Source organism: Pelomicrobium sp. P1 (assembly GCF_052805615.1).
The window spans coordinates 63,437-77,348 of sequence record NZ_JBRBEM010000015.1; the positions used below are offsets into that span (position 1 = coordinate 63,437).

15 protein-coding genes are annotated in these 13,912 nt (G+C 67.7%); 12 read left to right on the forward strand and 3 right to left on the reverse strand.

Annotation, left to right across the window (positions count from 1 at the left end; translation table 11 throughout):
• Nucleotides 1-81 precede the first annotated feature (81 nt).
• Together ACUVYZ_RS14145 and ACUVYZ_RS14150 are read right to left on the reverse strand one after the other, a co-directional pair.
• The gene (locus tag ACUVYZ_RS14145; RefSeq protein ID WP_439935065.1) at nt 82-396 is read right to left on the reverse strand and encodes a proton-translocating transhydrogenase family protein; all 315 of its coding nucleotides are present in this window, start codon (nt 394-396) and stop codon (nt 82-84) included.
• A gap of 52 nt (nt 397-448) precedes the next feature.
• A complete protein-coding gene (locus tag ACUVYZ_RS14150) occupies nt 449-1,579 on the reverse strand; it encodes a Re/Si-specific NAD(P)(+) transhydrogenase subunit alpha (protein ID WP_439935064.1) in 1,131 nt (376 codons plus the stop codon).
• 277 nt (nt 1,580-1,856) lie between these two features.
• Here ACUVYZ_RS14150 and mutL point away from each other — a divergent pair, with 277 nt between their 5' ends.
• A complete protein-coding gene (gene mutL, locus ACUVYZ_RS14155; protein WP_439935063.1) occupies nt 1,857-3,632 on the forward strand; it encodes a DNA mismatch repair endonuclease MutL in 1,776 nt (591 codons plus the stop codon).
• An 80-nt stretch (nt 3,633-3,712) separates the two neighbouring features.
• A complete protein-coding gene (miaA, locus tag ACUVYZ_RS14160; RefSeq protein ID WP_439935125.1) occupies nt 3,713-4,621 on the forward strand; it encodes a tRNA (adenosine(37)-N6)-dimethylallyltransferase MiaA in 909 nt (302 codons plus the stop codon).
• Between the two features lie 69 nt (nt 4,622-4,690).
• Here the strand turns inward: miaA and xseA are convergent, their stop codons facing one another.
• A complete protein-coding gene (gene xseA, locus ACUVYZ_RS14165) occupies nt 4,691-6,040 on the reverse strand; it encodes an exodeoxyribonuclease VII large subunit (protein ID WP_439935062.1) in 1,350 nt (449 codons plus the stop codon).
• Between the two features lie 361 nt (nt 6,041-6,401).
• Here xseA and ACUVYZ_RS14170 point away from each other — a divergent pair, with 361 nt between their 5' ends.
• The 10 genes from ACUVYZ_RS14170 (at nt 6,402) to ACUVYZ_RS14215 (ending at nt 13,326) form a co-directional block, all read left to right on the forward strand.
• Complete coding sequence (locus tag ACUVYZ_RS14170; protein ID WP_439935061.1) at nt 6,402-7,010, forward strand: MotA/TolQ/ExbB proton channel family protein; 609 nt, start codon at nt 6,402-6,404, stop codon at nt 7,008-7,010.
• Nucleotides 7,007-7,426, forward strand: coding sequence for an ExbD/TolR family protein (locus ACUVYZ_RS14175; RefSeq protein WP_439935060.1), 420 nt, complete (start codon nt 7,007-7,009; stop codon nt 7,424-7,426). The genes ACUVYZ_RS14170 and ACUVYZ_RS14175 overlap by 4 nt, the downstream gene beginning before the upstream one ends.
• A 47-nt stretch (nt 7,427-7,473) precedes the next feature.
• On the forward strand, nt 7,474-8,598 hold the full coding sequence (locus tag ACUVYZ_RS14180; protein WP_439935059.1) for a hypothetical protein: 1,125 nt from the start codon (nt 7,474-7,476) through the stop codon (nt 8,596-8,598).
• Nucleotides 8,599-8,651: 53 nt separating this feature from the next.
• The gene (gene lpxK, locus ACUVYZ_RS14185; RefSeq protein WP_439935058.1) at nt 8,652-9,671 is read left to right on the forward strand and encodes a tetraacyldisaccharide 4'-kinase; all 1,020 of its coding nucleotides are present in this window, start codon (nt 8,652-8,654) and stop codon (nt 9,669-9,671) included.
• Nucleotides 9,652-9,834, forward strand: a complete 183-nt coding sequence (locus ACUVYZ_RS14190) for a Trm112 family protein (protein ID WP_439935057.1) — start codon at nt 9,652-9,654, stop codon at nt 9,832-9,834. The genes lpxK and ACUVYZ_RS14190 overlap by 20 nt, the downstream gene beginning before the upstream one ends.
• 28 nt (nt 9,835-9,862) lie before the next feature.
• Nucleotides 9,863-10,663 (forward strand): 3-deoxy-manno-octulosonate cytidylyltransferase, encoded by an 801-nt coding sequence (gene kdsB, locus ACUVYZ_RS14195; protein ID WP_439935056.1) that lies wholly within the window; start codon nt 9,863-9,865, stop codon nt 10,661-10,663.
• Nucleotides 10,664-10,737: 74 nt separating this feature from the next.
• On the forward strand, nt 10,738-11,391 hold the full coding sequence (gene adk / locus ACUVYZ_RS14200; RefSeq protein WP_439935055.1) for an adenylate kinase: 654 nt from the start codon (nt 10,738-10,740) through the stop codon (nt 11,389-11,391).
• 28 nt (nt 11,392-11,419) lie between these two features.
• A complete protein-coding gene (locus ACUVYZ_RS14205; RefSeq protein WP_439935054.1) occupies nt 11,420-11,818 on the forward strand; it encodes a hypothetical protein in 399 nt (132 codons plus the stop codon).
• A gap of 23 nt (nt 11,819-11,841) precedes the next feature.
• Complete coding sequence (locus ACUVYZ_RS14210) at nt 11,842-13,104, forward strand: 6-phosphofructokinase (RefSeq protein WP_439935053.1); 1,263 nt, start codon at nt 11,842-11,844, stop codon at nt 13,102-13,104.
• The gene (locus ACUVYZ_RS14215) at nt 13,105-13,326 is read left to right on the forward strand and encodes a hypothetical protein (RefSeq protein ID WP_439935052.1); all 222 of its coding nucleotides are present in this window, start codon (nt 13,105-13,107) and stop codon (nt 13,324-13,326) included.
• The last annotated feature ends 586 nt before the right edge of the window (nt 13,327-13,912 follow it).

Consider the following 13,912-nt stretch of genomic DNA (forward strand, 5'->3'; position numbering starts at 1 on the left):
TTCTCCTTCGGAGCACTGGGGCCCTTGCCGCCAATGCTCGTGGTTGCGACGGAAAAGCGCATTGTGTTCTTCACTTCCTCGTTATTCCTTGCCTTTGCCGCTTTTGGACTTTTTCTTAAACATTTCTAGCATGCGCTGGGTGACCAGGAAGCCGCCGAAGACGTTGATCGACACGAGCAACACAGCGATGAAACCGACTACGCTCTCGAACCCGAAGCCGCCCACCCCCGCCGCCAGGATCGCGCCGACGATGATGATGGAGGAGATGGCGTTGGTCACCGACAAGAGGGGGGTATGCAGCGCCGGCGTCACGTTCCAGATGACGTGGTAGCCGACGAAAACGGCTAGCACGAAGATGGTGAGGTTGACGACGATGGGGTCAATCGCTCCGGTCATGGGTGCTCCTTGGAATCATGCTCGTGGCATCGAGCGCTAACGCGGGTGCGCTTCAGCTCTTTTTCACTAGTTCTCCGCCGGTACACACCAAGGCGCCGGCGATGATTTCGTCTTCCCGGTCGAGCTTCAGCTCCCCGGTCTTGGAGTCGAGCAGCAGGTTGAGGAAGTTCAGAAGGTTGCGGGCGTACAAGGCGCTCGCGTCCGCGGCTACCAGGGCCGGCAGGTTGGCGATGCCGACGATCTTCACCCCGTGCTTGACCACGATCTTGTCGAGCTCGGAGCCTTCCACGTTGCCCCCCTGCTCGATCGCCAGGTCCACAATCACGGATCCCGGCTTCATGCCTTTTACCGTTTCTTCCTTGATCAGTTTGGGTGCGGGACGGCCCGGGATGAGGGCTGTGGTGATGACGATATCAGCAGCCTTAGCCCGTTCGTGCACCAGCTCCGCCTGACGGCGCATCCAGTCGGGGGGCATGGGCCGAGCATAACCGCCTACGCCCTCCGCGATCTCGCGCTCTTCCTTGGTGAGGTAGGGCACGTCGAGGAACTTCGCCCCCAGGGATTCCACCTGCTCCTTCACCGCCGGGCGCACGTCGGAAGCCTCGATCACCGCCCCGAGGCGCTTCGCCGTGGCGATCGCCTGCAGGCCCGCAACGCCCGCACCGAGCACCAAGACCCGCGCAGCCTTCACCGTGCCGGCGGCCGTCATGAGCATGGGCATGAAACGCTGGTATTCGTTGGCGGCAATGATCACCGCCTTGTAGCCGGCGATGTTGGCCTGGGAGGAGAGCACGTCCATCGCCTGGGCCCTGGAAATGCGCGGCAGCCACTCCATGGCGAAAGCGGTGACACCGTGACGGGCGTAGGCCTCCATCATTGCGCTGTCGTAGGGATTGAGCAGGCCAATCAGGATTGCACCCTTTTTCAAATGGGCCAACTCCCCAGCCGAAGGGCCGCGCACCTTGAGCACGATGTCGGCGTTGGCGTACAGCTCTTCGGCACTCGGCACCATGGTGGCCCCGGCCGCCTCGAACTCCGCGTCGGGAATGCTGGCTTTGACGCCCGCCGAGGCCTGCACCAGGACCCGGTGACGTCCGCCCGCCACGAGCTTTTTCACCGTCTCCGGAGTGGCGGCCACGCGGGTTTCGCCCGCGCGCGTTTCCGCAGGGACTCCGATTTGCATGCGTGTTCTCCTTCTTCTCGGACGAGGGACCGGCAGGCGAAAGCGGGCCTAGCCGTGCCCGCTCGCTTCTTATTCGCAGGAACACCCCTTTTTCCCCGCCGAGAGGCCTTGGGAGGCGAAAGCCGCGAAACGCCGGACGGTCATCGAATTCAATTCTTGTGCTGCCTCGCCTCTGCGGCCGGGCGAGGCCCAATCCTAATCGCTTCGCCGGGACGGCGCAATAACGGCGGTCAAGGGCAACCGCTATAATGGTGCATGCTCCCGAAACGACTTCCCCATGCCTTCTATTCGGGTTCTTCCTGAGCTGGTGGTGAGCCAGATCGCGGCGGGAGAGGTGGTGGAACGGCCTGCCTCCGCCTTGAAGGAGCTGCTGGAGAACAGCCTGGACGCGGGCAGCCGCTCGGTGAGCGTGGAGCTCGCCCAGGGCGGCCAGAAGCTGATCGTCGTCACCGACGACGGCTGCGGCATCCCGGGGAAGGAGCTGCCCCTGGCGCTGGCCCGCCATGCCACCAGCAAGATCGCCAGCCTGGAGGACCTGGCCCGTGTCGAGAGCCTAGGCTTCCGCGGCGAAGCGCTGGCGGCAATCGGTGCGGTGGCGCGCCTGCGGCTCGCAAGCCGGCACCCCTCGGAGCCCCACGGCTGGGCGATCCGCTGCGACGGGGGCAGCATCGGCCACCGGGAGCCCGCAGCCCTCGCCCAGGGCACCCGGGTGGAGGTACGCGATCTCTATTTCAACACGCCGGCCCGGCGCAAATTCCTGAAGAGCGAGGCGACCGAGTACGCCCATTGCGAGGAGACCTTCGTTCGCATCGCCCTCTCCCGGCCGGATCTGCGCCTCACCCTCCAGCACAACGGCCGGCTGCGTTGGTCCCTCGCTCCCGCCGATGCGGCCGCGCGCATCGGAGAGCTCATGGGGGAAGCGCTCTCGGCCGCCCCGATCGCCGTGGACGAGGGTGCCCCGGGGCTCAAGCTCTTCGGGCTCGCGGCCCGCCCGGCCCAGGCCCGCGGCCAGCGGGACGCCCAGTATCTTTTCGTCAACGGCCGCTTCGTGCGCGACAAGCTCCTCGCCCACGCGGTGCGGGAAGCGTACCGAGACGTGTTGCACCACGAGCGGCATCCGGCCTACGTCCTGTTCCTGGAGCTGGACCCCGAGGCGGTGGACGTGAACGTGCACCCGACCAAGAGCGAAGTGCGCTACCGGGAGCCCGGCGCCGTGCACCGGTTCGTTTTCCATGCCCTCCACAAGGCCCTGGCCGGGTCCCGGGCCGGCGCCCCGGCCGCCCAGCCGCCCGGGAGTCCCCGCCGGGAAACGGCGCCTGCGCCGTGGCCTAGGCGGAAGGCGGGCCCTGGGCCATCGCTGCGCCAGATGGCGGTCCCCTTGTCCGCCGCCCAGCCTGTCGCCGCCTACCAGGCCCAATTCGCCCAGGCCCTGGCCGAGGCGCCGGTGGCTGCCGAGGCCTCCTCCGAGATCCCGCCCCTGGGATTCGCCCTGGCCCAATTGGGCGGCGTCTACATCCTGGCCCAGAACGCCCACGGCCTGGTAGTGGTGGACATGCATGCCGCCCACGAGCGCATCGTCTATGAAGCGCTAAAAAGCGCCCTGGACGAGGCCACACCTGCGTCCCAGCCCCTGCTCATTCCCCTGACCTTGTCCGCCAGTGTCCACGACGTGGAAACGGTCGAGCGCAACCAGGCCCTGATCGGAAGCCTGGGCTTCGACATCGCGCCCCTTTCGCCCACCACCCTGGCGGTGCGAGCGGTCCCCCCGGCGCTCCAGGAGGCCGATGCCACGGGTCTAGTCCGGGACTTGATTCAGGAGCTGCAGGAATACGGCGCCGCCACGGTCGCCACCGCCCACCGCAACGAGCTCCTCGCCCGGCTCGCCTGCCACGGAGCAGTGCGGGCCAACCGGCGCCTCACCCTGGCCGAGATGAACGCCCTGTTGCGCCAGATGGAGGCGACGGAGCGTTCCGGCCAGTGCAACCACGGGCGGCCCACATGGTTGCAGTTGAGCCTCCAGGACTTGGACCGCCTGTTCATGCGGGGCAGGTGAAGGTGGAGAGGGAAGCTCCGGGGCTCTCCGGTCAAAACTCCCGCGAGCGCAGGGCGCCCGATCCCCCCGCCATCTTCCTGATGGGGCCCACCGCCACGGGCAAGACCCGGGTGGCGGTGGCGCTGGCCCGGGAGCTTCCGGTGGAGATCGTGAGCGTGGACTCGTCGCTCGTCTACCGCCACATGAACATCGGCACCGCCAAGCCGGACGCGGAGACCCTCAAGTCGGCGCCCCATCATCTGATCGACCTGGTGGAACCCGACGAAGCCTATTCGGCGGGGCGCTTCCGGGACGATGCCCTCGCGGTGATGCGGGAGATCACCGAGCGGGGCCGCATCCCGCTCCTCGTGGGCGGGACCATGCTCTACTTCAAGGCACTGCGAGAAGGCCTCGCCGAGCTGCCCAAGGCGGACCCGGCGCTGCGGCTGGTGATCGACGGCATGGCTGCCGAGCAGGGCTGGCCAGCGCTGCATCGGATCCTCGCCCGCGTCGACCCGGAGACCGCGGCCCGGCTCTCTCCCAACGACGCCCAGCGCATCCAGCGGGCTTTAGAGGTGTACTTCCTGACCGACCGGCCCTTGTCGGCCCTACTCAAGAAACCCAAGTACGTGTACTTCCCCTATCGGGCTATTCCCTTGGCCCTGGTACCCGGCGACCGGGAGCGACTCGCCCAGCGTATCGCCCAGCGTTTCGAGGACATGCTGGAGCTAGGCTTAATCGGAGAAGTGCGCTGGCTGCGACGCCATTACGCCCTGGACCTCTCCATGCCCTCTATGCGCTGTGTCGGCTACCGGCAGGTATGGAAGTACCTGGAGGGCGAGTACACGCTGGAAGTCATGCGGGAGCGGGCCGTGGCGGCGACACGCCAACTCGCCAAGCGGCAGCTCACCTGGCTGCGGGCGATGAAGGACGTGACCGAATTCGACTGCTTCGCAGAGTTGGTTGCCGAGGAGGTGTTGGCCTACCTGCGGGCAGCCCTCGCGGGCTGAGACCTGGGGCAGCGAAGGAAAGCAACGCCAAAGCGCACTCATTGTCCCCTTGAGCCACCCTGACTTCCTCTACTCGCCGTCGCCCTTCTCGTGCACCCCGGCCCGGGCCCAGCCCCGGGCGAAAATGAGCTCTAAGAGATCCCCCGAGACCACCTGGGTCGCCGAGCGCACGATGCTGCCGTCCATGGTCCGGACGATGCTGTAACCCCGCTCGAGCACGTGCTGAGGGTTCAGGTGGGCGAGGTGGGCCTCGAGCCGGGAAAGCTCCCGTTCGGCGTAGGAGAGCCTGCGGGCCATCGCCCGGGCCAGCCGCTCCGCCCCCCTGCGCCGGGCTTCGAGCAGCGCCTCGACGTCCGGACGCGACCGCCGGAGACGCTCCGCCAGGTACGCGGTTCGCGTCGTCTCCTGGGCGAGCCGGCGGCGCGCCGCGGCCGCGAGCCGCCGCTGGAGGTCCGCCAGCCGCAGCGATTGGGCTTGGAGGCGCTCGCCGGGATGGATGAGCCGTCGTGCTAGGGAGTCCAGTTGTTGCATGCGCGCTTCGTGCCGCCGTTCATAGCCCCGACGCAGGCGCCGCGCCAGGCTCTCCAAGCGGGCCAGCAGGTCGACGCGGCTGGGGCTCGCGAGCTCCGCCGCGGCGGTGGGGGTCGGCGCGCGCCGGTCGGCGACGAAATCGGCGATGGTGAAATCGGTCTCGTGGCCCACGCCGCTCACCACCGGGATGGGACAGGCGGCGATCGCCCGGGCGACCACCTCCTCGTTGAATGCCCACAGGTCCTCCAGGCTCCCTCCGCCCCGGCACAGGATGAGGACGTCGCACTCCGCCCGCTCGCCCGCGAGGCGAAGAGCCGCGGCGATCTGCTGGGCGGCGCCTTCCCCCTGCACCTGGGTCGGATAGATGACCACTGGCAAGGTCGGCAAGCGCCGGCGCAGGGTGGCGAGCACGTCCCGCAGCGCCGCCGCCTGGGCAGACGTGACAATTCCTACCTGGCGCGGGAAGAGGGGAAGGGGCCGCTTACGCTCGGGGGCGAACAAGCCTTCCTGCGCAAGCTTCGCCTTCAGGCGCTCGAAGGCTTCGTACAGGGCTCCCAGCCCCGCCCGGCGCATGGTCTCCACGTTGAGCTGGAACTCCCCCCGGACCTCGAACAGCGTCACCAGGGCCCGCACCTCCACCAGGGCGCCGTCCGCCGGCTCCCAGTCCAGGTATTGATTGCGGTTGCGGAACATGACGCAACGCACCTGGGCTTCCCGGTCCTTCAGGGCGAAGTACCAGTGGCCCGACGCGTAGCGCTTCAGGTTGGAAATCTCCCCCCGGACCCACAGCAAGGGGTACGCCTGTTCTAGGAGGACGCGGGTCGCCCGGTTGAGCTCGGTGACGGTGAGCACCCGGGCGGGGTCGATGGTGGGGGCGCCGAAATCCACTTGACAAACCTTTTAATCCACATTCTTCCCGTCAGGGCGGGCTTCTGCGTCCAGGCCGCGGGCCATTCCCTCCGGAAGCCGCGTTCGATGGACTAACTCATTGAAAGGTAATGGCAAATTTGAGCGTTCAAAAATTAATCGCGGCAGAAAAATTCGTGTAACGAACGCGACTTAGCCCGCATTTTTACAGACTGCCCACAAAGTTATCCACAAAGGTTGTGGACAATGATCGAGGCCGAAATCGGCGGTGGCGGCGGCGCTTTTAGCGCGTAAGGCCTTGAGCCGTCGTGTGGCTTGCTCCGCCCGGTGCTTGCGGATAGAGTTACCACATTTTTTTCCGTTCGGGCTTGGGAGTACGGATTTGTTCGCCCTCATCGAAGCGGCCGGCTGGCCGATCTGGTTTCTCATCGTCGCCTCTGTTGTCGCCGTCGCCATCATCGGCGAGCGTCTTTGGTCCCTGCGCCAGAGCCAGGTGGTGCCGAAAGATCTCCTCCATCGGGTGGTGCAGGAGTACCGCAAGAACGGCGTCAGCGAGGAGCTGATCGCCCGCCTCAACCGGGGCCCGGTGTTGGGGCGCGTCTTCGCCGCGGGCCTGAAGAACATCCGAAGCTCCCGGGAAATCATCAAGGACTCCATCGAGGAGGCGGGCCGCGCCGCCACCCAGGAGCTGGACCGCTTTCTCACCATGCTGGGGAGCATCGCCGCGGTGGCACCGCTCCTCGGCCTGTTCGGCACGGTGGTAGGGATGATCGAGATCTTCGGCTCCCAGACCCCCACGGGCAGCAACCCGATCCAGCTCGGCCACGGCATCTCCATCGCCCTGTACAACACCGCCTTCGGCATCCTGGTGGCCGTGCCCAGCATTCTCTTCTACCGCTACTTCCGGGCCAAGGTGGACGCGATGGTGGTGGAAATGGAGCTCCAGGCGATCAAGCTGGTGGAAGTCCTGCTGGGCGAGCGCAAGGCATGAACTTCCAGCGCGGGCGACAGAAGGACGAGCCGCGGATCGACTTCGTTCCGCTGATCGACGTGCTGCTGGTGATCCTGATCTTCCTCATGGTCACCACCACCTACAACCGGTTCTCCGAGTTGCAGATCAACCTGCCCGAGGCGGGCGCGGAGAAACAGCCCGAGCGCCCCAACGAGATCACGGTCGCCGTCGATCCCGCCGGGCAGTACGCGGTCAACAACCAGCCGGTGCGCTTTACTGGGCTCGAGGTGCTGGTGGAGAGCCTGCGCCGTGCCGCGGCCGGCGCCGCCGAGCCGGTGATCGTGATCGCCGCCGACGCCAAGGCTTCCCACCAGTCCGTGGTGAACGTGATGGAGGCGGCGCGCGTCGCCGGCTACCACCGGATCACGTTCACCACCCAGGCGCGGGAGCGGTAAAAGAGGAACCCGCGGAGCCAAGGCGGCGCGACCCGCCCCAACGGACCGTGCCCTGGGATCCCTACGGTTCCTCCCTTCCGGCGCTGCTGCTGGCCGACCTTGAGGACCGGTGCACCGGCCGGTCCCACCGGGCGAACGCCCGCTGGGGTTTCCTGCGCCCGCCGTCCGAGGGCAAGACGGTCTGGGTCGTGGCTGGGAGCCATCCTCGCAGCGTGCGCCTCGGGGCGGAGCTCGTCCGCGCCATCCGGCAAAAGCGCCTGGACGTGCGGCTGGTTTTCACTTTCGAGCAGGAGTATCCCCAGGTCCTCGCGCCGCTCGCCGGCAATCCCCGCACCGGCTGGGGATTCGGCCCCTGCGACCATCCCCTCGCCGTGGGCCGGGCGCTTACGCGGCTCGAACCCATGGGTATCGTGTTCGCGGGCGTGGCCCCCCGGCCCCACCTGGCCCAGGCCACCGCCTGCCTTTCCCACCGGCTGCTGGTGGCCGCGGGCCGCAGCCCGGGGATGGATTTCGAGCAGGTCTATCCCTCCACCGAGGAAGAAGCCGCTTCCGCGGGAAGCGGGGCCGCGCCGGCCGCGAATCTCCTCACCCTGGTCATGCCGTCCCAAGTGGATCCCAGCTTCGCCGCCCTGGTGAACGGTCCCTCCAGCCGCTCCCTGTGGTGGTGGCACGGGGTCGATCCCCAGGCGCTGGAGGGTTTCCTCGCCCCCTTCCGGGCGGTCTTTCCCCGGGATCCCCTCTTCGTCACCGGCTTCACGCCTCGGCAAGCGCCGAAACTGAAGCTCATGCCCATCAGCGGCTGGGAGAGGACGCCCTTGCCCGACGGTGCCCTCGTCGCCGTCGACGATCCGGCCTGGCTTCCGGCGGTGGCTTCCGCCTGCGTCGCGGTCCATTTCGACGCCCGGGACGACGAGCATCTGTGGCAGGCGTTGGGCGGCGGGGCGGCGGCGAGCCGCCGCCCCGGCATTCCCCTGCCCAAGGCCGCCCTGGCGTCCACCGTCATGGAGTCGGCCAATCCCGCCGACGTCGTCCAGGCGTGGCGGACCTGGCAGCAGGAGCCGCTCCTCAAGCGGGAGCTGAGGGACCGGGCGCGCCAGGCTTTCTGGGCCGAGCGGCGCCTGGCGGGAAGCGTGCGGAACGAGTTGCTGGAGCGGGTTTTCAACTGGGATTGACCCCGGCGCTGGCTCTTCGTCAAACTGAGCCCGGACATCCGGGCTTCCCCCCCATGAACTCCACGGTGCGCTGGATCGAGCGCCACTGGCGCCGGACCCCCTGGCTCGCGGCCCCGCTTGTCCCCTTGAGCTTGCTCTTCGGGGCGGCGGCCGCCGCCCGCCGCGCCCTGTATCGGGCAGGGATCTTCAAGACCGAACGGCTTCCGGTGCCGGTCATCGTGGTGGGCAACCTCACGGTGGGAGGCACCGGCAAAACCCCGTTCGTCATCTGGCTCGTCCAGCGGCTGCGCGGCCTGGGATGGCGGCCGGGGATCGTGAGCCGGGGCTACGGCGCCACGGTGGCGGGCCCCGCCCCGGTGGAGGCCGCCTCCGACCCGGCCCGCTTCGGCGACGAGCCCGTGCTCCTCGCCCGCCGCACCGGCTGTCCGGTGTGGATCGGACGCGACCGGGTAGGCGCGGCCCGGGCGCTCCTTGCGGAGCGGCCCGAGTGCGACGTGATCGTCTCCGACGACGGCCTGCAGCACTACCGCCTCGCCCGGGACGTGGAGATCGCAGTGGTGGACGGCGACCAGGGATTTGGCAACGGCTGGCTCCTTCCGGCGGGCCCGTTGCGGGAGGACCCGTCCCGGCTCGACCGGGTGGACCTGGTGATCGTGCACGGGAACGCCCCCCGCGCCTTCGCGCCGGGGCGGGAGTACCGCATGCGGCTCGAGGGCCGGCAGTTCTACAACCTGCTCAATCCCCGCTTTGTGGTTCCGCCGGGCCACTTCCAGGGCAAGCGCACCCACGCGGTGGCGGGCATCGGCAATCCCCGCCGCTTCTTCGACGCCCTTAAGGCCCTCGGGATCTCCGGCACGGCCCACGCCTTTCCCGATCACCACCGCTTCCGCGCCGAAGAGCTGCGCTTCGCCGGCGCGGAAGCCATCCTCATGACCGAGAAGGATGCGATAAAATGCGAAGCCTTCGCCGACGAGACGCATTGGGTGCTCGCCGTTACCGCAGTGGTCGATCCGGACCCGCTGCCCGCCCTGCTCGCCAAGATCGGATACCCCCATGGATCCCAAGCTGCTTGACATTCTCGTGTGCCCCCTGTGCAAAGGCCCCCTGGTCTACAAAAAGGCCGAGCAGGAGCTAATCTGCAAGGCGGACCGCCTCGCCTACCCCATCCGGGACGGCATTCCGGTGATGCTGGAAGAGGAAGCCCGCAAGCTCCCTCCGGAGGAAGAGGTCGCCTGAGGCGCTCGAGCCGGTGCCCCGCGCTTCCATGACGCCCGAACCCTTTACCGTGGTGATCCCGGCGCGCTACGCCTCCACGCGGCTACCGGGCAAACCCCTCGCCGACATCGGCGGCCGTCCCATGGTGGTGCGAGTGGCCGAGCGGGCGCGGGAGAGCGGCGCCCGGGCGGTGGTAATCGCCACCGACCATCCGGACGTGGCCGAGGCGGCGCGCCGCCACGGGTTCGACGCCTGCATGACCCGCGCCGAGCACGCCACCGGCACCGATCGCATCGCCGAAGTGGTGAAGGCGCGGGGGTTCCCCCCCGAAGCGGTGGTGGTGAACGTGCAGGGCGACGAGCCGTTCATCGATCCCGAGCTGATCCGGGAAGCGGCCCGGCATCTCCACGGGAGGAGGGAGGCCGCCATCGCCACCGCCTGCCACCCGATCCGGGAGCTGGAGAGCTTCTTGAGCCCCAGCGTGGTCAAGGTGGTGCTGGACGCCCAGGGCTGCGCCCTGTATTTCAGCCGCGCCCCCATCCCCTATCCCCGGGACGCCTTCACCGCGGGCGCCAAAGCGCTTCCCGCGGGGCTGCCGGCCTACCGCCATATCGGCATCTATGCCTACCGGGCCGGCTTTCTCGCCGCCTACGCCGGGCTGCCCAAAAGCGAAGCGGAGGTCTTCGAGTCCTTGGAGCAGTTGCGAGCCCTGGCCCACGGCTACCGGATCGCCGTCTGGGTGACGGAGCGCAGCGCGCCGGCCGGCGTGGACACGCCCGAGGATCTGGAACGGGCGCGGCGCAGGGCGGCGGATCCGGAGCCGGAGCCTTATAGATCCCATCACAATTAGCGATCCGCGGGCGTCATGGACGTTCTATCATTCGCGGGGACGACATCGTGGCGAGCGGCCAAGGAGGAAGCGCCATGCGACTGATCCTGCTGGGCCCCCCGGGGGCGGGCAAAGGTACCCAGGCGGCCTTCATCACCGAGCGTTATGGCATACCCCAAGTCTCGACGGGGGACATGCTGCGGGCGGCGGTGAAGGCCGGCACGCCCCTGGGCAAGCTCGCCAAGGAAAAGATGGAGGCGGGAGCGCTGGTGCCCGACGATCTCATCATCCAGCTCGTGAAGGAGCGCATCCGCGAGCCCGATTGCGCCAACGGCTTCCTGTTTGACGGTTTTCCCCGCACCCTTCCCCAGGCCCAAGCCATGCGGGACGAGGGCGTCAAGATCGATTACGTGCTGGTGCTGGAGGTGCCCGACGAGGAAATCATCACCCGCATGGCGGGCCGCCGGGTGCACCTCCCCTCCGGGCGGACCTACCACGTGAAGTTCAACCCGCCCCGGGTGCCGGACCGGGACGACCTGACGGGGGAGACCCTGGTCCAGCGGGAAGACGACCGGGAGGAGACGGTGCGGGAACGGCTGCGGGTCTATCACGCCCAGACCAAGCCTCTGGTGGATTACTATTTCCGCTGGGCGGCCGAAGGCGACCCCAGCGCCCCCAAGGTGGCGAAGGTGGCCGGCACCGGCAACGTGGAGGAGATCCGCGACCGCATCTTCGCCGCGCTAAGCTGACGCCAGGCCGTCTCGGAGGAAACGGTCCATGCCCGCCATCCCCGAATTCAGCGACGCCGAGCTATGGGTGGTGGAGTCCGCCCTCAAGGAGCGCTACGGCCGGGAGGTGCCCGTCGAAGTGGCGACGAGCGAGATCCAGCTCGATCCCTCATCGTCCGAGCTCATGGCTTGCCCCACCCTGCATTGGACCCAGGACGGGGTGGGCTTCGTCATCAACAAGATCGCCGAGGGCCGCTACCGGGCCCAGTTCTACTATTCCGTCCACGACCAGTACGGAACCGACCGGGAAGCCTTCGACGATCTGGGCGAATGCCTGGGGGTGCTCCTCAAGCTGCAAGCCGACACCGCCAAGGACCGGGCCGGCGCCGCCTCCGGGGCAGACGGGAGCAGCCTGGGCAGCCCCTTCACCCAGTTCATCGACTTCTAGAGCGAAGAAAGGGAGGCAACTGGATGGCCAAGTTGAACGCGTTCTACGCCCAGTCCGGGGGGGTCACCGCGGTGATCAACACCTCGGCCTGCGCCGTCATCGAGACTGCCCGCAAGCACAAGGACAAGATCGGCAAGGTGTACGCGGGCCGCGACGGCATCCTCGGCGCGCTCACCGAGGACCTGATCGACACCAGCAAGGAGCCGGCGGCCAACATCGCCGGGCTGCGCTACACGCCCGGCGGCGCCTTCGGCTCGTGCCGCTACAAGCTGAAGAGCCTGGAAGAGAGCCGGGCCCAGTACGAGCGGCTCATCGAGGTGTTCAAGGCCCACAACATCGGCTACTTTTTCTATAACGGCGGCGGCGACTCGGCGGACACCTGCCTGAAGGTGTCCCAGCTCTCCGAGCAGATGGGCTACCCCATCGTATGCGTGCACGTGCCCAAGACGGTGGACAACGATCTGCCCGTCACCGACTGCTGCCCGGGCTTCGGCTCGGTGGCGAAGTATGTGGCCACTTCCATTCGCGAAGCCGGCTACGATGTGGCCTCCATGGCCAAGACCTCCACCCGGGTGTTCGTGCTGGAAGTGATGGGCCGCCACGCCGGATGGATCACCGCCGCCTGCGGGCTCGCCTCGGAGAAGGAAGGCGAGCCACCCCACATTCTGCTCTTTCCCGAGGTCGCCTTCGATGAGGATAAGTTCCTTGGGCGCGTGGAGGAGACCATCAAGCGCCACGGCTACTGCGTGATCGGCGTCTCCGAGGGCCTGCGTAACAAAGACGGCCAGTTCCTGTCCGAGTCCGGCATGCGCGACGCCTTCGGGCATGCCCAGCTCGGCGGCGTTGCGCCCATCATCGCCAACCTGGTGCGCGAGCGGCTCAAGCTCAAGTACCACTGGGCCGTGGCCGACTATCTGCAGCGCGCCGCGCGCCATATCGCCTCCAAGACCGACGTGGCCCAGGCCTATGCCGTCGGGAAAGCCGCGGTGGAGCTCGCCCTCAAGGGCAGGAACGCGGTCATGCCCACCATCGTGCGTAAGTCCAACCGGCCTTACAAGTGGTCGATCGGCGTGGCCGACCTCAAGGACGTGGCCAACCGGGAGAAAATGATGCCCCGGGACTACATCACCGAGGACGGCTTCCACATCACGGCGAAGTGCCGCGCGTATCTCCAGCCCCTGATCCTGGGCGAGGACTATCCTCCGTACAAGAACGGGCTGCCGGTGTACACCCGGCTCAAGAACGTGGCGGTGCCGAAGAAGCTCAAGACGGAGTTCAAGGTCTGAATGACGCTGGAAAAAGCACGGCAACTGCTCAAGGTCCAGGCCGACTTCGGCGGCTTCTACAACGCCAACGCCGCCAAACTGATCCTGTCCGAGGTCCAGCGCGAGCACGGCCAGGTAGCGGTGGACGCCCTGATCCGGGAGCTCAGGCTGGAGGAGATTTTCGGGTGGGAACCCGGAACGAGGTTCGAAGGAGCCTTGGCGGTCCCGAACAAGCGGAGGTGAGCTAGGAGCGCCGATCCGGGTTCCTCGCGTCCGCTCCCGCACCAAGCCTTCGGCCACCGTGTCGCGGCCGCCCCGGAACGAGGTTCGAAGGAGCCTTGGCGGTCCCGAACAAGCGGAGGTGAGCTAGGAGCGCCGATCCGGGTTCCTCGCGGTGGCCGCCCGGCGCTCGGAGGGCGTAAGCCTTGGAGCGGCGACGGGCGGTAGAGCCGGCAGGAAGCGCGGCTTGTCCGGGCGGCCCCGGCCGTTCCCGCTCCCAAGCTGCGCTCTTCCGTGTCACGGCCGGTCCCCCGCACCAAGCCTTCGGCCACCGTGTCGCGGCCGCCCCGGAACGAGGTTCGAAGGAGCCTTGGCGGTCCCGAACAAGATTCGTAGGGTGCGTGAAGCGAAGCCTGCCTGCGCCGCACGGATCGCGGCAGGCAGGCGAAACGCACCGAATCGGCCTACATTCAATGGTGCGCCGAAACGCTCCTTGCCACCACTTAGCCATGAGCCATGGACGAACCGAGAGACTACCAATAAAAAGATCACGCCCTTGTTCGTGAACGTCGCGATCCTTCGTAGCTTGCGTTCTGCGGTAGCGGCGCCC